Below are 20,802 nucleotides of genomic sequence, written 5' to 3' on the forward strand. Positions count from 1 at the left end.
CCGCACGGGTGGCGCTTTTTCATATGGGGGCGATGTTGTTGCACCCGGGGTTTTGCTTAGGTGGTAATTGTTATAGTATAGACGTGTACGCGGTGTGTGGGGAGCACACCACAGAACTAGATTATTCCAGGTTGTTGAATGGGGATATCCGATGGACGTGAAGAAGAAGACGCCAAAACGTCGTTATATTACTGGGTTTGATGGCCTGCGCACGATTGGTGTGCTGGGCGTCATTTTGTACCACCTGCGACCAGAAATTTTCAAAGGTGGTTATTTGGGTGTGCCCATTTTCATGGTGGTTTCCGGCTACTTGATTACGGACGGTTTGGTGATGGAATTTAACCGGACGGGTCGGTTTGACTACAAGCGCTTCTGGATGAAGCGAATTCGGCGCTTGTATCCGGCCTTGCTCGTCGTTTTATTTGGGACCGCTGCCTACATTACTTTGTTTGCGCGGGCGTTGCTACACAATCTGCACGCCATCGTGGTCACTAACTTGCTGTACGTTTACAACTGGTGGCAAATTGGCAACGGGCAGTCGTACTTCGCGCGGTTTGCGGCGGGGGAGAGTCCGTTCACCCATCTGTGGACGCTGTCGATTGAAGGGCAGTTTTACCTCATCTTTCCGTTGCTCGTCATGCTTCTGTTAGGAGGGCTGCACCTAAGTCGAGCCAAGGTCGGCGGGGTCACCCTCAGCTTGGCCGGACTGTCAGCAATTTGGATGGCGGTGCTGTACTGGTTGAGCGCCAAAGGACCCAACTTTGATCCTAGTCGCTTGTATTACGGGACTGACACCCGGGTGTTCTCAATCCTCTTGGGTGCGGCGTTGGCGTTTGTGTGGCCCAGTGCGCACCTAGCTCGCCACGTCACTGACAATGCCCGCCGGACGCTTGATGGTACTGGGGTCGTGGCGTTACTATCGATGTTGCTGATGGTCATTTTTGTGGGGGACCAGTCGGTCTTTTTGTATGAAGGCGGCATGTTGCTATTTTCCATCTTCGTCACAATTTTGGTGGCGGTGGTGGCGCACCCGGCGTCACACCTGAACCGGTGGCTATCCAATCCACTCTTTAGTTGGGTCGGTAGCCGTAGTTACGGCATTTATCTATACCAGTTCCCGGTGATGATTTTCTTTGAGCAGCGGTTTACACACGTGGCCGATCACCCGTGGGCGTACCCCATTGCGGAAGTAATCATTATCTTGGTGTTGACAGAGTTGTCCTACCGCCTCGTGGAGCAACCCGCGGCGCACTGGTTATTTCGGCGGCAATTGTCGGGCCAAGCTCCCGTGGCGTCACAGTCACAGCGGCCAGTTCGTGACCGCCTAGAAGCTTGGTGGCGTAGCCTGAAGCCTGTGCAGATGGCGGTGGTGGTGGTATTAACGGTCACCTTTGCCGTCGGTATGACGGGGGTGGTCCAAGCACCATCAGCGAAGGTTCAACGTACGGCGCTGCAAAAGCATCTCCACGAGTCTGCCCGGGCCAAGGCAGCGGATAAGCGCCGGTACGCGGCATACAAGTCCTCACTGCACGCCCAGAGCAAAGGTGGCACCAAGCACCGGCGGCCGCTAGGCAAGAATGCGTTTGCCCGTTATGGGTTGACCGACGCGGAGTTTAAGTTTGCCGCTAAGGTCAGCCTGACCGGGGTGGGGGATTCAGTCATGGCGGACGGGAAGCCGTTACTGGAAAAGATTTTTCCGGAGTCCTTTATTGATGCCGCAGTGAGCCGGCAAGCCACGGATGGCATCCAAATTCTGAAGCAGTACCAGCAATCGGGTACGCTGGCCCGTAACGTTCTGGTGGGCCTGGGGACCAACGGACCGGTGACTAACGGCGAGATTGCCGACTTGATGCGGACAGTTGGGCGTAAGCGGCACGTGTTTTGGGTCAACACCCACGTGCCGACGCGTCAGTGGCAAAACCAGGTCAACCGCACGTTGGCCCAGGCCGCCCGGCACTACCGCAACCTGACGGTGATTGACTGGTATGGCTATGCCAACGGCCATCCCGAATGGTTCTATAATGATAACGTGCACCCAAACCAGCAAGGTAATCCGCGGTACGCGGCGTTTGTAGCCAAGCAGATCGTGGACACGTTGCGGCAACAGTAACTCCGGTTTATGTATCCAGGGCCACTTAACGGTGGCCCCTTTCTGATGCCGTTAGTTTTCGTAGAGACAATTTCGGGCGTATGCTACAATAGTACGGAAAGGTGCCGGCGTTACGGCGCGGTGGCGATGATTTGTGGGTCGCCCCGGCGAACGGCGGCCCGTTGATACAACGTAAACAGATTGGATGGCACGCATGGAGATTCAATTTTTAGGTACGGGGGCAGGTTCGCCCTCGCGAAGTCGGAACGTTAGTAGCCTGGCGTTAAAGTTGTTGGATGAGCGCAACGAGGTGTGGCTCTTTGATTGTGGTGAGGGGACGCAACACCAGATATTGCGCACTGCCATTCGGCCCCGTAAAATTAGCAAAATTTTTATTACCCATTTGCATGGCGACCACATCTTTGGGCTACCGGGCCTGTTGGCGAGTCGGTCTAACCAGGGGGGCACCGAGCCGTTAACGATATATGGGCCCAAGGGTATTGCCGACTTTGTGAAGACCAGCCTGCGGATCACGCAGACGCACCTGGCTTATGCCATCAACTTCGTAACGGTACAACCCGGGGTGGTGCTCGATGATGCCACGTTCACGGTCACGGCGGACTATCTGGATCACCGCATTACCTGCTTTGGCTACCGGGTCTTTGAAAAGCCACATCCGGGTGAACTGTTGATCGATAAGGTGCGGGCGGCCAACATTCCGTCCGGTCCGGTGTACGCCCAACTCAAGGCGGGCAAGACCGTGACGCTGCCCGATGGCCGGACCTTCAATGGCGCCGACTTCATCGGGGCTGCCCAGCCCGGCCGGACGGTGACCATCTTTGGTGACACGCGCCAGGTAGACCGCGAACTGGCGCTGGCTCAGGACGCCGATGTCATTGTGCACGAGAGTACCTTTGACGGTGCGGACGCTAAGCTTGCCCGGCGCTACTTCCACTCGACCGATTTAGAAGCGGCGCAACTCGCCCAGCGGGCGCATGCGGGGCAGTTGCTGTTGAACCATATTTCGGCTCGGTATGTAGGCAAAGTCGCCCGGGAATTGCAAAAAGAGGCCCGCACGGTCTTTAAGAACACGCGGGTGGTCAGTGATTTGGATGAAATTGATATTCCTTTTCGGAAGGTGAAATAATGGCTGATTTACGGGGACAAGTAGTTGTTGTGACCGGTGGCTCTGGCGGTTTAGGCCGGGCAATTGGGATGGATGCCGCGCGACAGGGAGCCACCGTGGTGTTCTTGGCGCGGCGGGTCAATGCATTGCGCAGTGCGCGGATTGAAGCCACTGCTTTGGCCGGAACCCCAGCGTACGCGTACCGCCTGGATGTTTCCGACCCCGTCCAGATTGACGCGGTATGGGCACAACTGCTCGCAGACGTGGGTGGTCACGTGGACGTTTTGGTGAACGCAGCTGGCTTCGGGCAGTTCCTGCCCGCACTGGCGACCGATGCAGCGGTCACGAGCCGCATGTTTCGGGTTAACGTGCTGGGGCTGATCTACATGACCCGGCTCGCTGGTGCCAGATGATGCGGCAAGGTACTGGGCACATCATTAACATCGCTTCGATGGCGGGCAAGATTGCTACTCCGCAGTCGGCGGTCTATGCTGCGACCAAGGCGGCAGTAATTGCGTACAGCAACGCCTTACGACTGGAACTACGGCACACCGGGGTGTACGTCACGACGGTCAACCCTGGGCCGGTGGCCACGGACTTCTTTATGCACGCCCACGCGCAGGATTATGCACGCGCCGTGGCTGCGTTCACCTTGGACGCGGATAAGTTAGCGGCCCGCATCGTGCGGACGTTTCACCGGCCGGTCCGGGAAGTGAACGCGCCAGCCATTATGCAGCTGGGCGCGGTATTGTACCCGCTCGTCCCGCGGCTGGGAGATTGGCTCACGGCCACGGTGTTCAACCGTAAATAGAATAGGTTTGTGACAGTGGTGAGTTGTCCGTCAGTAGCTGGCGGCGCTCGCCACTTTGCGTTGATGGCCTGGCGGGTGAGTAGGTTGGCGAGCGGTGATATTGTGTTTTGACCAATTTTGACCTTTGGGGGCTGGGCGTGGTAAAATGTCCTCAACGAAAGGGGCGAGACGTTTGGATCCAGAACAATTAACTGAAGCCGTGACGAAGGCAATTGGCGCTGCACAGCAGGTGGCGCAGACCCGGCACCACCAGGATATCGATATTCCCCACTTGTGGAAGGTGTTGGTACAGCCAAATGAATTAGCTACGCAGATCTACCAGCAGGCCGGTGTGGATGTGACCGGCTTGAACCAGGTAATTGACCAAGCGCTGGACGCAGAATCAGTGGTCGAGGGTGTGGCTAATTACGGGCAAAGTATGAGTCAGAACCTCAGCCAGTTAATGCAGGACGCCGACCGTGAACGGCAGGCATTGGGTGACCAGTACATTGCGACGGACACGCTGCTGCTCGCCCTGATGCAGCAAAAGTATTCTCCCATCACGGAGTACTTGACCAAGAACGGGGTTACGGCGAAAAAGTTGCGCCAGGTGGTTGACCAGGTGCGCGGTGGTCAGCACGTCAACAGCCAGGGTGCCGAAAATACCTACCAGAGCTTGAAGAAGTACGGGACGGACCTAGTCGCCGAGGCGCGCAGCGGTAAAATGGACCCAATTATTGGTCGTGATGAGGAAATTCGGAATGTGATCCGCATTCTCTCCCGGAAAACGAAGAACAATCCGGTGCTAATTGGTGAACCTGGGGTTGGTAAAACGGCCATTGTTGAAGGCTTGGCCCAGCGAATCGTGAAGGCGGATGTCCCGGATAACCTCAAGGACAAGACCATTATCAGTTTAGACATGGGGAGCCTGATTGCTGGCGCCAAGTACCGGGGCGAGTTTGAGGAACGCCTCAAGGCGGTGCTGAACGAGGTCAAGCGTGCTAATGGCCAAATCATCGTGTTCATTGACGAAATTCACACCATCGTGGGCGCCGGCAAGACCGAGGGTTCCATGGATGCCGGCAACTTGCTCAAGCCCATGCTCGCTCGTGGGGAGCTACACCTCATTGGTGCGACCACGCTGGATGAGTACCGCGAAAACATTGAGAAGGACAAAGCCTTGGAGCGGCGGTTCCAGCGGGTCTTGGTTCAGGAACCTAGCGTAGAGGACACCATCAGCATTTTGCGGGGACTCAAAGAACGCTTTGAGATCTTCCACGGGGTGCGGATTCATGATGCCGCGCTGGTGGCCGCGGCGACGTTGTCGAACCGCTATATTACCGACCGGTTCTTGCCGGACAAGGCCATCGATCTGGTCGATGAAGCCAGTGCCAACATCAACGTGGAGATGAATTCCCGTCCGAACGAACTGGACGTGGCGCAGCGTAAGCAAATGCAACTGGAAATTGAAGAAGCGGCGCTGAAAAAGGAAACCGATAAGGCCAGCCAGCAGCGCTTAGCCCAGGCGGAAAAGGACTTGGCCGAGGTCAAGGAACAGACCAGTCGGCTGAACGCCCAGTGGCAGTCCGAGAAGCAGCAGATCAACGCCCTCAACGCCAAGAAGTCTGAGGTGGAGCACGCCAAGCACGAGTTGGAGGATGCGCAAGCTAAGTACGATTTGGAAAAGGCGGCGCGGTTACAGCACGGTACCATTCCCCAACTGGAAAAGGAGTTGGCGGAGCTCGAGCAGCGGGAGCGGCCCGATACCTGGTTGGTGCAGGAATCAGTGACCCCGAATGAAATTGCCGCCGTCATTAGTCGGCAAACGGGCATTCCCGTGGCGAAGTTGGTGCAGGGTGACCGGGAGAAGCTGTTACACTTAGCCGACAACCTCCACCAGCGGGTGATTGGGCAGGATAACGCCGTGACCGCGGTGAGCGATGCCGTGATCCGTTCTCGTGCCGGGTTGCAAGATCCTAGCCGTCCGCTGGGGAGCTTCTTGTTCCTCGGTCCTACCGGGGTCGGGAAGACGGAACTGGCCAAGGCGTTGGCCGAGAACCTCTTCGACTCCGAAAAGCACATGGTGCGGATCGATATGTCCGAATATATGGAAAAAGAAAACGTGTCGCGGCTGGTCGGCGCAGCTCCGGGTTATATTGGCTACGAGGAGGGCGGTCAACTGACCGAAGCGGTGCGGCGGAATCCGTACACGATTGTCTTGCTGGACGAAATTGAGAAGGCCCACCCAGACGTGTTTAACATTTTGCTACAGGTCCTTGATGATGGGCGCCTGACGGATGGTCAGGGCCGCACGGTCGACTTCAAGAACACGATTATCATTATGACTTCGAACCTGGGCAGCGAAATTTTGCTGGACGCGGCCAACCAGGGCGGCATCACGGATGCGACCCGGGCGGCGGTGCGGAAGCTGATTCAGACCCGGTTCAAGCCAGAGTTTCTTAACCGGATCGACGATATCATCATGTTTAACCCACTGAGTGCGGACGATATTAAGCGGATCGTGGTTAAGGATATTGACGGGTTGCGGACCCGGTTGGCTGAACAGGATTTGCAGTTGAAGTTGAGTCAGGCGGCTGTCGATTTGTTGGGTGATGAAGGTTACCAACCAGCATTTGGGGCGCGGCCACTCCAGCGGTTAATTACGACCAAAGTGGAGACCCCACTGGCCAAAAAAACTGATTGCTGGTGAAATTGTTCCTGAAAGCACGGTGACAGTGGGTGTAAAAGATGGTAAACTAACTTTCGAGGACTCAGCGACAGCGCCAAACCCAGCGTAATTGAGCGCTGCGCCTTGCAAAATAATGGTTTTCCGGTATAGTATATTGGAATACCAATAAAAAGGAGTTTATAATCATGGCAGTTCCTGCACGTAAGACTTCCAAAACGAAGAAGCGCATGCGTCGTGGACACATCAAGTTGAGTGTTCCTAACTTGCACTTTGATGCCACGACCGGTGAATACCGTGTATCCCACCATGTTTCCCCCAACGGTTACTACAAGGGCAAGCAGGTTGTTGATACCAAGAGTGACGCCAACGCGTAATTAAACAGTTAAGTCAACTTCTGTGAGGTTGGCTTTTTTTGTTGCGCAAATTTCTGCCAGTGATGATGACATGTGCTAGTATTAGAGACGAGGTGTAACAGTGCTTGTGTCATTTTTGGGAGGATTATTATGACCGACAACAAAGCGTTTTCCGATTATTTGAACCAGTTGGCGCGGGCCAATTGGCCCCGGTGGGCGGACCTGCCCCAGTTTGACTTGTACATGGACCAGGTTTTGCAGTTTGTCAATGACTTGACGGCGCCGACGGGGATGGGAGAACTGACGGCCACCATGGTTAATAATTACGTGAAGAAGGGCGTCATTAAGGCGCCAATCAAGAAGAAATATACTCGGGCGCAGGTGGCCAACATCATCGTGATTGCTATTCTCAAACCTGTCTTTGCGCTGGATACGATTGCGGACGGGATCCGCTACCAGCTGGTCAACCGGACGCCTAGTCAGGCATACGACGCCTTCATCTTGGACTTTGCGGGGGCAATTCAGCAGGCCAACTCCGATTTCACCGGTGAGGTAGTGATCAATGCCGTGAACAAGGAGGACACCACCAACGTGCAGAACGCGATGGTGCAACTAGCAATCAACGCCGTTTTGCAGAAAATGTTAGTGGAAACGATGACTGAAATTGTGTCGCCCCGGCAGGTATCGAAGAAGGCCAAGAAGGAAAAAGCCAAGTAGTTGCAGGTGAATTGTGACAATGAGTCACATTACACTTGTCGTGGGTGTTGAGGTGGGGTACATTAAGGTGCGTAACTTTTTAATAAAGGATGATTTCACTCATGAAAAAAAATATTAACCGCAATTAGCGCCCTGGCCTTGAGCATGGTGCTGGTTGCTTGCGGAAATAAGTTGACCACCACCAAAAGCACGTACCACCAGAGTGGCATGGTCGCAGTCATTAAGGGTGAGGCTAGCAGCAAGCACATTCACTACCGTGCAGCTAACCAGCAGGGCACCAAGAAGGTTAACAGCGGTACCTTTGCCTTTTCCGTTCCCATCACCGCCAGCAAGCAGCGCGTGCGCATTACGGCGGGCGACCTGAAGCGGACCGTTACGGTCACGGCCGCGACGCCACTGGCTGATTACCAGCAGGCGGCCAATAAGTATAACATGGCGGTGGCCTTGAGCAGTTTGACCACGGCCCAGCAGAAGCAGGTGACCAGTTTTAAGGCACCAACCAAAGCCAGCCTAGCCACGATGACGCCAGCTGAGCAGGCCAGCACGATGCAGGCGGCCGCTACGGTCAAGGCCCTGATGACGAAGGCCACCAACGCGACTAAGTCACAGCAGCTGCCTAGTCACGTGAGCGACGGCGTGCACCAAGTCATGAAACACGGTGTGGTGCGCGTCCGGGCCAACGTAGATGGTAAGCACCTGATGGGTTACACCATGATCATTCCCGTTAAGGCGATGAAGAACAAGGCTGACGCTAAGCAATTTGGGACAACGTTGGCCCTGCTGGGGACATCAGCTGGTGCCAACGCCAAAACGGTGATGAAAAAGTTTGCCAAGGAAACTAAGGACCAGAGGGATAGTCAAACGACGATGAAGACGATCAAGAGTAACGGCGTGAAGTTTAACGTCGGGTTCTCGACGAGCGATATCTACGTATATATCACTAAATAGACTATGAAAAAAAAGCGACTCAGTGATGAGCCGCTTTTTTTGGTGTTTCAGGGTAAATTAAAACCGGCTCACGGCCGGTTGGTCAGCACGCATTACTTAGTCGTACTCTTACTGGTGCCCGAAAAATGTTCCATTAATGGTGGCAGGAAGACCAACAACACGACAAACACGGCACTGATAATCAGTGACTGGACGGGCTGGAAAGTCGAACTCGTCAATGAGGCGGCTAAAAACCCGGTGATTTCACCGTAAATCACGCCCCAGAAAATGGCTGTTACAAAGCGCATGTCAATCCCTCTTTTCTAACTGTCGCTATCTTAACGCACTGCGTCTGGTCGTTGCAAGCACAACTTTGAAAATGGGGTGTGAAAGTCGACCTTTGTCATGAGTCTTGTTAATAATCGTTAGCTAGGGCCACCATTTAACCCAGCGTAGTGCAGGCCAGCGTGGGGTTCGTTATAATGATGGTTGAGGTGGCAACATGGAGTTTGTACAACTACAAGTGGTGTCGAGCGGTAGTATCTTGCAGAGCCCGACCAGCGTCCAGGCGTATATTTCAGCAGCAACCGCGCGGGGTTATCACGCGTTGGCGATCACCGACGTCAACGTGGTGTATAATCTGGTGCCGTTTTATGATGCCGCCAAAAAGGGGGGGCTCAAACCGCTTTTAGGTATGACACTACGGTTAGGGGATGGGACTGATTGTATCTTGCTGATCCATTCCCAGGCGGGGTACGCCCAACTCATGCGGCTCAGTAGCCAGGTCATGACGAACCAAGTCGCTGGTATTGACGATATTGGTGACCTGAACGGTTTAGTGGCCGTGACGACCGCCACGGGGCGCATGATGGCCGCGTTAACTGCCGGTGATGGTAACACCGCTTGGAACGTCGTCAGTGCGCTACAAAGCCACCATCCTGACCAGGTATTTGTCGGCATTCCGGCGTCCGCTTTGGCTTCCGACCTGCCCGCCTTTGCGCGGGTGCACCACCTGACCGCTGTGGCTCTGGGTGACGTCCGCTACCGCGATCCTGATGATGCCTTGGCGGCCCGGGTCTTGCAGGCAATTGGTGCCGGTGAGCGAGTGGACCTGCAGGCCGACGGTGGTCCGGGTGCGTACGACCTGCCCGAGATGAATGCGGCGGCCGCACCATTTGTTGCCGCAGACATGGCGTCACTGGTTGCGACCACGGTGGCACTAGCGGGAGAGTGCACGGTAGATATTCCCGTCGTGCGCACTCAGTTGCCAGCTTTTCCGGACACGGATGGGTTACCGGCGGGTGAATACTTGGCGCGCCTAGCGTGGACCGGATTGCAAAGTCGTTTGCAGGTCAGCAGTCGGGATGATATTCCTGGTGACTACCAGGAGCGCATGCACCACGAATTGGCCGTGATTGGCTCGATGGGGTTCGATGATTATTTTCTGATTGTGGGAGACATTGTTCAGGAGGCTCACCGGCGGGGCATTTTGACCGGCCCAGGGCGTGGGTCCGCCGCCGGGTCCTTGGTCGCCTTTGCCTTGGGCATCACCACCGTGGATCCGCTGCATTACCACTTACTGTTTGAACGGTTTCTGAACCCGAACCGGGGCCAAATGCCCGATATTGACTTGGACATCCAGGATGATCGGCGTGACGAAATGATTGATTACGTCCGGACGCGGTACGGCACTGACCACTTTGCCCAAATTATGGCGTTGGGGACACTGGGGCCTAAGCAGGCCATTCGAGACGTCGGACGCGTGCTCGGGCGACTCCAACACGAAGTGGATGCTATTGCGGGTGCAGTACCTAGTGGTGCCGAGACCATTGACGCCGCGCTCCAAGGTTCCCAGCAACTTGCCAACATGCGGGCGGATAGTGCGACGGTGGCGACCACGTTGAACCTGGCTAGTCGTCTGACGGGGATTCCCAGGAACGTTACGACCCACGCGGCCGGCGTAGTGCTGTCCCGGCCGCCGCTGGTGGAGACCATTGCTGTGCAGACGTTGCCAACGGGCTCGGGTGAGCAGACACAGGGTACCAAAGAGGTGGTCGAACGCCTGGGACTGTTAAAAATCGACCTACTGGGTCTGCGTACGTTGGGGTTATTGGCGCAGATTTTGTTGTACGTGCGGCGTCAAGCCGGCGACGACTTTGACCCAGAGCAGATTCCCCTCGATGATCCCGACACACTGAAATTATTCCAGGAGGGTGATACTCTCGGCGTCTTTCAGTTTGAAAGTGCGCCGATGCGGCGCGTGCTTCGGCAAGTGCGGCCCCGCGGCTTTGAAGACGTGGTCGCCACGACGGCTTTGTACCGGCCGGGACCAATGGAGTACATCAACGACTTTGCGGCCCGCATGCACGGGGAACAGCCGGTAACTTACGTAACGCCACTGCTCGCGCCAATTTTGGATGCCACTTATGGCATCATCGTCTACCAAGAGCAAGTTATGCAGGTGGCCAGCGCTATTGGCGGTTTTGATATGGCGGCCGCCGACGATTTACGGCGGGCGATGAGTAAGAAAAATAAAGCAAAAATCGATGCTGGGCGTACCCGGTTTATTCAGGGAGCGGAGGCGCACGGGCTGAGCGCGGACGACGCCACTGCGGTGTACGCCGACATTGAGCGTTTTGCCGGTTACGGCTTCAATCGCAGTCACGCGGTGGCGTATGGTAAGCTGGCTTTTTGGTTGGCCTACCTCAAAGTGCATTACCCCGCAGCATTTTACACGGCGCAATGTAACCGTAATTTGGGTAATACTACCAAGTTGCGGACGCTGATCAACGCGGCGCGGCATGCTGGGGTCACCGTACTGGGCCCAGATGTCAACTGGTCTGGACGGGGGTTCCACCTGAACCGCAAAGGGGCGATTCGGGTGGGCCTCAGCAACGTCCGTGGGTTGCGCCGTGACTTTGTGGCGGCCCTAGTTGACGAGCGGCAGGCGCACGGCCAGTTCCAGTCATATGCAGACTTGCTACTACGCCTACCCGCGCAGTGGCTTGACGCCAAAGTGCTTGCGCCGTTGATTCAGGTGGGAGCGTTGGACCGGCTGGTAACTAACCGGGCCGTGGCCTTGGCCGAGCTGGAGGGCGTCCTGACCGCGGTAGACTTGGCCGCGGGGGATGCGGACCTGCTCAAAAACTTATGGCCTAAGCCGGTGGCGGTAACGCCCAGCACGACCGCCGAGGATGATGCAATGGCCGCTAGCGTTTTGGGTTACTACCTGAACGGCCATCCTACCAGCCAGTACGCTGATGTGGTTGCGGGTACTCATGCGGTTGCGCTGAACCAAGTGGGCATCGGGCGTAACGTGGCCGTGGTGGTGCTAATCACGGCTGTGCGGCAAATCAAAACCAAACAAGGGTTGACGATGGCTTTTTTTGACCGTCGAGGACGGCACCGGGAGTGCGGACGTGACCGTCTTTCCGCGCACTTACCAGGAGTCGCAGCCACTGACCACTAACGCGGTGTACTTGTTACGGGGCAAAGGTGAGCGGCGTGAGCGCGACGACGGACCCGCCATCATTGCCAATTCGCTCACTCCGATTGCTGCGGCGCGGGCTGCCTTACCCCAAATTGTGTTTCTGAACCTTGGACAGCAACCGGACGTCGCGTTGCGTGCGGAGGTGGCGGAAATCATCGCCACTCACCGCGGACCTAGTCCAGTGGTGCTCGTAGCTGATGGACACCGGCTGCCAACTAAACGGCCCCAATCATTAGCGGTTACGGCTGCCGTGCTAGACCAATTGCGGACTGTTCTGGGTACGGATGCGGTGGTCACCCGACCGTTACGACAAAAGTAAGATTCTCTTGAGAAAAGTGTCGGTTGCTGGCGACTTTATTTCTGAAAAGTGGTAGACTGATTTTGTTTGGGGTTGAGGTTTTTGACCCACAGAAATTCACGTGAGGTGGAAAGATGAAACGCATTGGTATTATGACCAGCGGTGGGGATGCTCCGGGCATGAACGCCGCGGTGCGTGCCGTAACGCGTAAGGCTGAGCACGAAGGCCTAGAAGCATACGGCATTAACTACGGTTTTGCCGGCCTGCTGGCTGGTGATATCTTCCGGATCGATTCCCGCACGGCTGATGACATTATCAACCGTGGTGGGACCATCCTTTATTCTGCACGGTTCCCTGAATTTGCTCAGGAACCCGTGCAGTTAAAGGGTGTGGAGCAACTCAAGAAGTTTGGTATTGACGCAATCGTTGTTATCGGTGGTGATGGTTCCTACCATGGTGCACTGCGCCTGAACGAGCATGGTTTCAACGCCATGGGTCTGCCGGGGACAATCGATAACGATATTCCGTACACGGACTTCACGATTGGTTTCGATTCTGCTTTGAACACTGCTGTCCACGCGATGGACAACCTGCGCGATACGGCTGCTAGCCACGAACGGACCTTCGTCGTGGAAGTGATGGGTCGTAATGCTGGTGACATCGCTATGTGGGCAGCGGTTGCGAGTGCCGCGGAGGACGTGATCATTCCTGAAAAGGATTTTGATGTCGCTGAAGTGGCCGCTAAGCTCAAGAGTAGTCGTGCCCGCGGCCAGAAGCACGCCATTATCGTGCTGGCTGAAGGCGTCATGACCGCTGCTGAGTTTGCCGACAAGTTGAAGCCATATGGAGACTTCCAGCTACGCGCCACGACCATTGGTCATGTGCAGCGTGGTGGGAGCCCAACTGCCTTTGACCGGGTATTGGCTTCGCGGATGGGTAGCTACGCCGTTGAACTCCTGATGGAGGGCAAGGGTGGCCTGGCCATCGGTATTCAGAACAACAAGCTGGTTACCCACAACATGCTTGATTTGTTCGACGCTAAGCACGAGCCCGAAATGGACGTTTACAAGGTTGCAAAAGAGCTCGCGTTTTAGTTAACTTAATTCTGGTAACACTGTTTAAAAACATTTTTGCAAAAAAGGAGATTTTTCATTTATGAAAAAGACCAAGATCGTCAGCACGCTTGGACCTGCTAGCAACACGACCGATATCATCGTTAAGTTGATTGAGGCTGGTGCCAACGTTTTCCGCTTCAACTTCTCTCATGGTGACCACGAAGAACACCTGGCCCGCATGAACATGGTTCACGAAGCGAGAAGATTACTGGTAAGACCGTTGGTATCATGCTTGATACTAAGGGTGCCGAAATCCGTACGACCGTTCAGAACACGCCTAATGGCAAGATTGAATTCCACACCGGTGATGTGGTTCGTATCTCCATGGATGCATCTCTGGAAGGTACTAAGGACAAGATTGCCGTTACTTACCCTGGTCTGTACGATGACACCCATGTTGGTGGCCACGTGCTTTTTGACGATGGTTTGATCGACGTTCTGATTACCGAAAAGGATGACGAACACCGTGAACTGGTTACCAAGGTTCAGAACGATGGTGTCTTGGGTGGCCGCAAGGGTGTTAACGCCCCTGGTGTTGCTATCAACCTGCCTGGTATCACTGAAAAGGATGCCAGCGACATTCGCTTTGGTTTGGACAACGGTATCAGCTTCATCGCTGCTTCCTTCGTTCGTAAGCCACAGGATGTTCTGGACATTCGTGAACTGCTTGAAGAAAAGCACCAGGAACAGGTTCAGATCTTCCCTAAGATCGAATCCCAGGAAGGTATCAACAACATTGATGACATCCTGAAGGTTTCCGATGGTCTGATGGTTGCCCGTGGTGACATGGGTGTCGAAATTCCATTCGAACACGTGCCATTAGTGCAGAAGTCTTTGATCAAGAAGTGCAACGCCTTGGGCAAGCCCGTTATCACTGCTACCCAGATGCTGGACTCCATGCAGGAAAACCCTCGTCCAACGCGTGCCGAAGTTAACGACGTTGCTAACGCCGTCTTCGATGGTACTGACGCAACGATGCTTTCCGGTGAATCCGCTAACGGTGATTACCCCGTTGAATCCGTTGCCGCAATGGCCCGGATCGACGAGTACACTGAAAAGGCCATGGTTGACCAGGATGCTTACGCTTTGAAGCAGTACTCCAACCAGTCCGTCACGGAATCTGTTGGCCAGGCAGTGGCTCACACCGCTCGTAACTTGGGCGTTAAGACCATTGTTGCCGCTACTAACTCCGGTTACACGGCTCGTATGATCAGCAAGTACCGTCCAAAGGCTGACATCTTGGCTTTGACCTTCAGCGAAAAGACCCAGCGTGGTTTGATGATCAACTGGGGTGTTGTCCCAGAAATCATCGAGAAGCCATCTTCTACTGACGACATGTTCGATGTTGCCACGAAGAAGGCCCAGGAATTGGGCTTCGCTGAAGAAGGTGACCTGATCCTGATCACTGCCGGTGTGCCAGTTGGTGAAACTGGTACGACCAACGTTATGAAGGTTCAGCTGATTGGTTCTAAGCTGACCCAGGGTTCTGGCGTTGGTGACCAGACTACTGTTGGTAAGGCTGTTGTTGCTACGACTGCAAGCGAAGCTGTTTCGAAGATGCAGAAGGGTGACATCCTGGTTACTAAGACGACCGACAAGGACTACCTGCCAGCAATCGAAAAGGCTGCTGCCGTGGTTGTTGAAGCCGGTGGTTTGACTAGTCACGCTGCCGTTGTGGGTATCGCTATGGGTATCCCAGTGGTTGTTGGCGCCGATGACGCAACGACTGTCATCAACGATGGTCAGGTCATCACCGTTGATTCCCGTCGTGGTATCGTCTACAAGGGTGCTACGAACGCCATCTAATGGTGTAACCATCAAATAATGTTTTCAAACTCGAGGGGTGTGACACACTTGGTGTGTTGCACCCCTTTGGGTTATACATAGGCAGTTCTGGGGTAGCGGGTGAGTCCCCAGGATGGCCATTACCCCTTTCCGGTGCGTTGACATGGTCAATGGCTGGCAGGGGTGGTAAACTAACAATTAAGAAAGCCTTACGACGCACGCATCCTGCAGTGCGTCGGGGCAACCAAGGGTGGCCGTAAGCCCTGGCCAAATAAGGAGAAAATAATGGATTTTAACGGACAGACAGTTACTGGTAAAGTGACGGATAGCAATGACGAGTACGTGTATGTGCAGTATCAGGGCATCACGATGGCGGTGGCGCGCGATGAGTTTACTGACGTGCCCACGCTGGGGAGTGATGTGACTGGCTTTGCCTACGAAAACGAGCATCGCGATCCCCGGATGACCACCAAGCCGTTGGCTATCAGTGAGTCGGAGTATGCTTTTTGCCCCGTCGTGCAGGTGCGGCGGGATCTGGGAGTGTTTGTGGATGTCGGTTTACCGGACAAGGACGTGGTGGTCAGTTTGGACGACCTCCCGTTGGAGAACCGCTTGTGGCCAGCCCGTGGCGATAAGTTAATGGTCCGGTTGGAACTGGACAAAAAGCACCGTATGTGGGGCAAGCTGGCTTCACCGGACTTCTTCCCGCAGTTGGCACACATTGCCCATGATGACATGAAGAATAAAGACGTTACCGCCACCGTTTACCGCTTGAAGTTGGCGGGCACGTTGGTGTTCACTGATGACCATTATTTGGGTTTTATCCATCCGAGTGAACGTGATGCGGAACCGCGCTTGGGCCAGGTACTGCACGCGCGCGTAATCGGTATCCGCCAGGATGGCGGTTTGAACCTCTCATTGCGTCCACGGGCGTACGAAGCCATCGATGATGATGCGGCGATGCTGCTGGCGGTCCTGCAACACAGTCATGATGGACGGTTGGCACTGACTGATAAGAGTGATCCGGCGGTCATTCGTCAGCATCTCGACATCAGTAAGGGGGCGTTCAAGCGGGCTTTGGGACACCTGTTAAAGGTTCGCCGCGTGCGCGAAACGGATGGTTACGTGGAACTACTACCACATGACGACACGGCCACCAAGGAGTGATGCGTCATGGATGATTTGATTACCGACTTTTTACACTACCTGGCCGTGGAACGTGGCTTGGCGGACAATACCCGCATCAGTTACGGCAATGACTTACACCGGTACGCCACGTGGTTAACCCAACAGCACATCACCACCGTGCCGGAAGAACGGACCACGGTGGTGGCGTTCCTGACGTCAGAAGCCGAAACGCTCGCTGCGACCAGTATGGCGCGCGAACAATCAGCGCTGCGCAAGTTTTACCGGTTCTTGGGGCGCCAGGGCGTCGTGACTAACGACCCCATGGACTTGATCGATGCCCCCAAGCCGGGCCGGCACCTACCGACCGTCCTGAGCATGGCGGAAATTGACCAACTGATGGCCGCTCCTGACGTGGACAAACCGCTGGGGTTGCGTGACCGCGCCATCTTTGAGGTGATGTATGCGACCGGGATGCGGGTGTCAGAAGTGGTCAACCTGAGCATGAACCAGTTACACTTGGACATGCACCTGATCCAGGTTATCGGCAAGGGCGATAAAGAGCGGTTAGTGCCCATCAGTGAGCAAGCCGCTACCTGGTTGCGGCGTTACCTCGAGGACAGCCGACCGCAATTACTTCGTCGGACCGATCCCCACGTCGTCTTCCTTAACTTTCATGGTCGTCAACTCACACGCCAGGGAATTTGGAAGAACCTGAAGGCGTACATTGTTGATTTGGGGATCGACAAAGACGTGACGCCACACACATTACGCCATAGCTTTGCGACTAATTTGCTTGCGAATGGCGCCGATTTACGGGTGGTCCAAGAAATTTTGGGTCATGCCGACATTAGTACCACGCAGTTATACACGCACTTGTCGAACGGCCGGCTGGCGGAGGTCTATCACGCCACCCATCCGCGCGGCTAACGGCGGATAACAGTAAGGTTTAGGTGAAATTATGTTAGTAAAGTATAAACGCGACTACCAAAAAAATTGCGATGGGTTTCTTGTCGTTTGAACCTGACTTGAAGGTCCTGAGCAATTTGCAGGCCGAATTGAAGTTATTCGCTGAGGATGCGGGGCACCAATTGTACCTGTACAAAGACGCGGATGATGATTTTTCTGGTGTGGTGGGGATCGAAGATGGTGATGGCTACGTGTTGGTCCGCCACCTGCAGTTAGCCCCGGCTTTGCGGAATCAGGAGACCATCAACACAGTGTTGGATGAACTGGCCGCCCTCGTGGGGGCGCGCCGCATCATGGGCTCTCTAGAGACTACGCCGCTCATTATGCGGTGGGAGGAGCACAGAAGGGAACAATAGCGCATGGCGTTAACGATTGTATTGAAGGATTTTGCGGGGCCACTTGATTTATTGTGGCACCTCATTAAGCAAGACAAACTGGATATTTACGATATTCCCATCGCCCAAATTACCGGTCAGTATTTGGAGTACCTGCAGGCCATGCAGGATAATGCCCTGGATATTGCTGGTGATTATTTTGTGATGGCCGCCAGTTTGATGGCCCTCAAGAGTCGGATGTTGTTGCCCGAACCGGAGCCAGAGCCTGGTGACGACATGGTCGTTGACGATCCGCGCACGGAGTTGGTTGAGCAACTGCTTAATTATCAGGTTTATCAAGAAGCTGCGGGCCAGTTGCGTGATTTGGAAGTTGAGCGGAGTGCCTCGTTTGCCAAACCCGCTTCCTTACCCCCAGCCGACGTGACGGCCCCACTTGCGCCCGGTGCGGTCAAGCTGATTGACTTTCAGCGCGCCGTGGCGGCGGTCGTCCAGCGGGTGCAACGGCAGCTACTGCCGTGCGCCACATTGAAGCGGAGGCCAGTGCGACCATTGAGGAGACTATCGCGGCGATGAATAATCAGCTGCAAGAACTTGGTGATTGTGAGTTTACCCGGTTGATCGATGGTCATAACGTGGCTGCGGTGATTACGAGCTTTTTAGCCTTACTAGAAATGATGAAAACGGACACGATTATTTGTACGCAAGCCGGGCCCACGGAGCCCATTCACGTGTACTTGAAGGGGGCGGCATAAGCTTGCTGGGAGTAATAGAGGCAGTATTGTATGCTGCTGGTGAAGACGGAGTGGACCTACACACCTTGGCCGAGATTCTTGGTGTCAGTGTGGCGGCCACGCGGCAGCAGGTGGCCACGTTGGCTGACCAGATGGCGGCCGATGAGCAGCGAGGGTTGTTCATCCAGCAGTCGGGAGAGCGGTTTTACATGCTGACGAAGCCCGCGACGGCCTCGGCCCTCAAGAAGTACTTTCAGGGTCCGCCAGCAACTGGCCTGTCAAAAGCCGCGCTGGAGTGTCTGGCAATCATTGCTTACCAGCAGCCGGTCACACGGATCGATATTGATGAGGTCCGCGGGGTGCAGAGCTCGGGTTCGTTACAAACGCTGGTGACCCGGCAGCTTATTGCTGAAGCGGGGCGCAAAGATGCACCGGGGCGGCCGATCATGTACCGGACCACGGACGTGTTCCTGGACTACTTTGGGTTACGCAGCCTGGATGATTTGCCGCCATTACCAACGACGGGGACACCGGATCCAGAAACGTTGGACTTGTTTGGACGCGAAGATATTGATGGTGAGCCTACCAGTGTGACTAGTACGGACGGTACGCCCACGGAGGAGAAGTAAATGGCTGAACGACTACAAAAAGTGATTGCCCATGCAGGGGTCGCTTCCCGGCGCCATGCTGAGGAGCTAATTACCACGGGTCACGTAACGGTCAACGGACAGGTGGTTACCACGTTGGGCACCAAGGTGGATACCGGCGACCAGGTGGCCGTCAACGGCGTGCCGTTAAGCAAGGAGAAACTGCAGTACTTTCTCCTGTACAAGCCGCGTGGAGTAATCACTGCGGTGACAGACAACAAGGGGCGCAAAGTTGTGACGGACTTCTTTGAGGATGTGCGTGAACGGGTCTACCCGGTCGGGCGCTTAGACTACGACACTTCGGGCGCGCTGATCATGACCAACGACGGTGATTTTGCCAATTTGATGATGCACCCGCGCTACCACATCGATAAGCGTTACGTGGCCAAAGTGGAGGGAATTCCAACTAACCTGCAGTTGCAACCGCTACGTGAAGGCGTGACGGTGGACGGGCGTAAATTGCGCCGGCGAAGGTCAAAATTTTGTCCCGCGATAACGGCGGTAAACGGACCGCCATTGTGGAGTTAACGATTCACCAGGGGTTAAACCACCAGGTGAAGAAGATGCTGAAGCAGGTTGGTTTCCCCGTCATTAAATTGGCGCGTGAAGCCTTTGGCCCGTTAACGTTGGCGGGCATGTCAGCAGGCGATTACCGCAAGTTGACCCACCAAGAAGTGGCCAAACTGAAAGAGTTAGCTAAATAGGCTTGTAATTATATTGCGACATGTTACTATTAATTGGTAATTAAATAAACTGGTTCGTCTTCAGGGCAGGGTGCAATTCCCGACCGGCGGTAATAGCCCGCTACTCGTCACGGTTGTGGCGACCGACTTGGTGTGATTCCAAGGCCGATAGTGAAAGTCTAGATGGAAGAAGATGGGACTCTTTTTGCTGTCCTGACAAAAAGACCCGTCATCCTTGTGATGGCGGTTTTTCTTTGTCAGCATGGCGGTCTCTCCGGGGCGAACCGCCTGGAGGTTTTTCTGATGAATAATGTTGCCAGTACCCGTATTCACCGGATGGCGGGTATCGCCATCCTGTCGGCGTTTGGGTTCGTATTAATGAACTTTGCGGTGCCGATCATCCCGGCCTTTCCGTTCCTGAAGCTGGATGGTAGCGATGTGCCGGTACTAATTGGTGCCTTGCTGTATGGGCCGGTTGGTGGTGTAGGCGTGGCGTTCATTCGTAGTTTGGTGCACTTCGTCCTGACCGGCGGTGGCGCGGTCAACTTGGTGGGCGACGTGGCGGCGTTCCTCGCTAGCTGTGCGCTGGTTATTCCGGTGGGATTGACGGTGCGCAAGCAGTTTTCGTGGCGGCGCCTCGTGACTGGTTTGGTCCTGGGAGTCGTGTTGCTGACCGTGGTGATGTCGATCATGAATTACTTTGTGCTCATTCCGGTCTACATGGCGGTATTGAACTTCAAGCTGGGGGTGTCCCTGGCGCAGTACATTGTCATTGGGGTGGTACCGTTTAACCTGATCAAAGGGGTGCTGTTGGCAGTGATTACCGCTGTCGTGGCGCGGCCGTTGAACGGTTGGATTCAGCATAATCGCCATGATTCGACGGTAGTACGATAGTTTACTAGTTTTAAAAATTTCGGAATAGCAAGACAAGGC

Annotated in this window: 16 protein-coding genes, 4 pseudogenes and 1 riboswitch; of the genes and pseudogenes, 19 read left to right on the forward strand and 1 reads right to left on the reverse strand. The window is 55.0% G+C overall.

Annotation, left to right across the window (positions count from 1 at the left end):
• Positions 1-151 precede the first annotated feature (151 nt).
• From JCM13996_RS01765 to JCM13996_RS01795, 7 genes and pseudogenes are all read left to right on the forward strand, one after another.
• On the forward strand, positions 152-2,110 hold the full coding sequence (locus JCM13996_RS01765; protein WP_054749366.1) for an acyltransferase family protein: 1,959 nt from the start codon (positions 152-154) through the stop codon (positions 2,108-2,110).
• Positions 2,111-2,303: 193 nt separating this feature from the next.
• Entirely contained in the window at positions 2,304-3,236 is a 933-nt protein-coding gene (gene rnz, locus JCM13996_RS01770) for a ribonuclease Z (protein WP_054749367.1), read from the forward strand.
• A pseudogene (locus JCM13996_RS01775) lies at positions 3,236-4,026 on the forward strand (SDR family NAD(P)-dependent oxidoreductase). The gene rnz and the pseudogene JCM13996_RS01775 overlap by 1 nt, the downstream one beginning before the upstream one ends.
• A 172-nt stretch (positions 4,027-4,198) precedes the next feature.
• Positions 4,199-6,803: pseudogene (clpB, locus tag JCM13996_RS01780) on the forward strand (ATP-dependent chaperone ClpB).
• Between the two features lie 76 nt (positions 6,804-6,879).
• Complete coding sequence (gene rpmF / locus JCM13996_RS01785; RefSeq protein ID WP_054749368.1) at positions 6,880-7,068, forward strand: 50S ribosomal protein L32; 189 nt, start codon at positions 6,880-6,882, stop codon at positions 7,066-7,068.
• A 129-nt stretch (positions 7,069-7,197) separates the two neighbouring features.
• Positions 7,198-7,764 carry a DUF1836 domain-containing protein gene (locus tag JCM13996_RS01790; RefSeq protein ID WP_054749369.1) on the forward strand — a complete coding sequence of 189 codons (567 nt, stop codon included), beginning with the start codon at positions 7,198-7,200 and terminating at the stop codon, positions 7,762-7,764.
• Positions 7,765-7,935: 171 nt separating this feature from the next.
• A complete protein-coding gene (locus JCM13996_RS01795; RefSeq protein WP_054749370.1) occupies positions 7,936-8,712 on the forward strand; it encodes a hypothetical protein in 777 nt (258 codons plus the stop codon).
• Between the two features lie 92 nt (positions 8,713-8,804).
• Here JCM13996_RS01795 and JCM13996_RS01800 read toward each other — a convergent pair whose 3' ends face one another.
• Positions 8,805-8,999, reverse strand: a complete 195-nt coding sequence (locus JCM13996_RS01800) for a YjzD family protein (protein ID WP_054749371.1) — start codon at positions 8,997-8,999, stop codon at positions 8,805-8,807.
• Positions 9,000-9,193: 194 nt separating this feature from the next.
• Between JCM13996_RS01800 and JCM13996_RS01805 the strand changes: the two genes are divergently transcribed.
• From JCM13996_RS01805 to JCM13996_RS01855, 12 genes and pseudogenes are all read left to right on the forward strand, one after another.
• On the forward strand, positions 9,194-12,160 hold the full coding sequence (locus JCM13996_RS01805; protein ID WP_054749372.1) for a DNA polymerase III subunit alpha: 2,967 nt from the start codon (positions 9,194-9,196) through the stop codon (positions 12,158-12,160).
• On the forward strand, positions 12,111-12,500 hold the full coding sequence (locus JCM13996_RS01810) for a hypothetical protein (RefSeq protein ID WP_054749373.1): 390 nt from the start codon (positions 12,111-12,113) through the stop codon (positions 12,498-12,500). Before JCM13996_RS01805 ends, JCM13996_RS01810 begins: the two co-directional genes overlap by 50 nt.
• A gap of 113 nt (positions 12,501-12,613) precedes the next feature.
• Complete coding sequence (gene pfkA, locus JCM13996_RS01815; RefSeq protein ID WP_054749374.1) at positions 12,614-13,573, forward strand: 6-phosphofructokinase; 960 nt, start codon at positions 12,614-12,616, stop codon at positions 13,571-13,573.
• A 61-nt stretch (positions 13,574-13,634) separates the two neighbouring features.
• A pseudogene (gene pyk / locus JCM13996_RS01820) lies at positions 13,635-15,400 on the forward strand (pyruvate kinase).
• A 264-nt stretch (positions 15,401-15,664) separates the two neighbouring features.
• The gene (locus tag JCM13996_RS01825) at positions 15,665-16,546 is read left to right on the forward strand and encodes a S1-like domain-containing RNA-binding protein (RefSeq protein ID WP_054749375.1); all 882 of its coding nucleotides are present in this window, start codon (positions 15,665-15,667) and stop codon (positions 16,544-16,546) included.
• Between the two features lie 6 nt (positions 16,547-16,552).
• Entirely contained in the window at positions 16,553-17,434 is an 882-nt protein-coding gene (xerD, locus tag JCM13996_RS01830; protein WP_054749376.1) for a site-specific tyrosine recombinase XerD, read from the forward strand.
• An 80-nt stretch (positions 17,435-17,514) separates the two neighbouring features.
• Positions 17,515-17,829, forward strand: a complete 315-nt coding sequence (locus JCM13996_RS01835) for an N-acetyltransferase (RefSeq protein WP_225353404.1) — start codon at positions 17,515-17,517, stop codon at positions 17,827-17,829.
• A 3-nt stretch (positions 17,830-17,832) separates the two neighbouring features.
• Positions 17,833-18,381, forward strand: coding sequence for a segregation and condensation protein A (locus tag JCM13996_RS01840; RefSeq protein ID WP_156321808.1), 549 nt, complete (start codon positions 17,833-17,835; stop codon positions 18,379-18,381).
• Positions 18,378-18,560, forward strand: a complete 183-nt coding sequence (locus tag JCM13996_RS13080) for a hypothetical protein (protein ID WP_156321809.1) — start codon at positions 18,378-18,380, stop codon at positions 18,558-18,560. Before JCM13996_RS01840 ends, JCM13996_RS13080 begins: the two co-directional genes overlap by 4 nt.
• A gap of 2 nt (positions 18,561-18,562) precedes the next feature.
• Positions 18,563-19,168 carry an SMC-Scp complex subunit ScpB gene (scpB, locus tag JCM13996_RS01845; RefSeq protein WP_156321810.1) on the forward strand — a complete coding sequence of 202 codons (606 nt, stop codon included), beginning with the start codon at positions 18,563-18,565 and terminating at the stop codon, positions 19,166-19,168.
• Positions 19,169-19,890: pseudogene (locus tag JCM13996_RS01850) on the forward strand (pseudouridine synthase).
• Between the two features lie 52 nt (positions 19,891-19,942).
• Positions 19,943-20,068, forward strand: a riboswitch (FMN riboswitch).
• A 104-nt stretch (positions 20,069-20,172) separates the two neighbouring features.
• Positions 20,173-20,763, forward strand: coding sequence for an ECF transporter S component (locus tag JCM13996_RS01855; RefSeq protein WP_054749378.1), 591 nt, complete (start codon positions 20,173-20,175; stop codon positions 20,761-20,763).
• Positions 20,764-20,802 lie beyond the last annotated feature (39 nt).

The organism is Lacticaseibacillus thailandensis DSM 22698 = JCM 13996 (genome assembly GCF_001312865.1).
In the GTDB taxonomy this organism is placed as follows: domain Bacteria; phylum Bacillota; class Bacilli; order Lactobacillales; family Lactobacillaceae; genus Lacticaseibacillus; species Lacticaseibacillus thailandensis.

What these genes read in the sequence shown, in the direction of transcription:
- rpmF (WP_054749368.1), top strand. Translation starts at nt 6,880, where the DNA reads ATGGCAGTTCCTGCACGTAAGACTTCCAAAACGAAGAAGCGCATGCGT.
- pfkA (WP_054749374.1), top strand. Translation starts at nt 12,614, where the DNA reads ATGAAACGCATTGGTATTATGACCAGCGGTGGGGATGCTCCGGGCATG.
- xerD (WP_054749376.1), top strand. Translation starts at nt 16,553, where the DNA reads ATGGATGATTTGATTACCGACTTTTTACACTACCTGGCCGTGGAACGT.
- JCM13996_RS13080 (WP_156321809.1), top strand. Translation starts at nt 18,378, where the DNA reads ATGAATAATCAGCTGCAAGAACTTGGTGATTGTGAGTTTACCCGGTTG.
- JCM13996_RS01855 (WP_054749378.1), top strand. Translation starts at nt 20,173, where the DNA reads ATGAATAATGTTGCCAGTACCCGTATTCACCGGATGGCGGGTATCGCC.
- JCM13996_RS01765 (WP_054749366.1), top strand. Translation starts at nt 152, where the DNA reads ATGGACGTGAAGAAGAAGACGCCAAAACGTCGTTATATTACTGGGTTT.
- JCM13996_RS01800 (WP_054749371.1), bottom strand. Translation starts at nt 8,999, where the DNA reads ATGCGCTTTGTAACAGCCATTTTCTGGGGCGTGATTTACGGTGAAATC.
- JCM13996_RS01825 (WP_054749375.1), top strand. Translation starts at nt 15,665, where the DNA reads ATGGATTTTAACGGACAGACAGTTACTGGTAAAGTGACGGATAGCAAT.
- JCM13996_RS01790 (WP_054749369.1), top strand. Translation starts at nt 7,198, where the DNA reads ATGACCGACAACAAAGCGTTTTCCGATTATTTGAACCAGTTGGCGCGG.
- JCM13996_RS01840 (WP_156321808.1), top strand. Translation starts at nt 17,833, where the DNA reads ATGGCGTTAACGATTGTATTGAAGGATTTTGCGGGGCCACTTGATTTA.
- JCM13996_RS01805 (WP_054749372.1), top strand. Translation starts at nt 9,194, where the DNA reads ATGGAGTTTGTACAACTACAAGTGGTGTCGAGCGGTAGTATCTTGCAG.
- rnz (WP_054749367.1), top strand. Translation starts at nt 2,304, where the DNA reads ATGGAGATTCAATTTTTAGGTACGGGGGCAGGTTCGCCCTCGCGAAGT.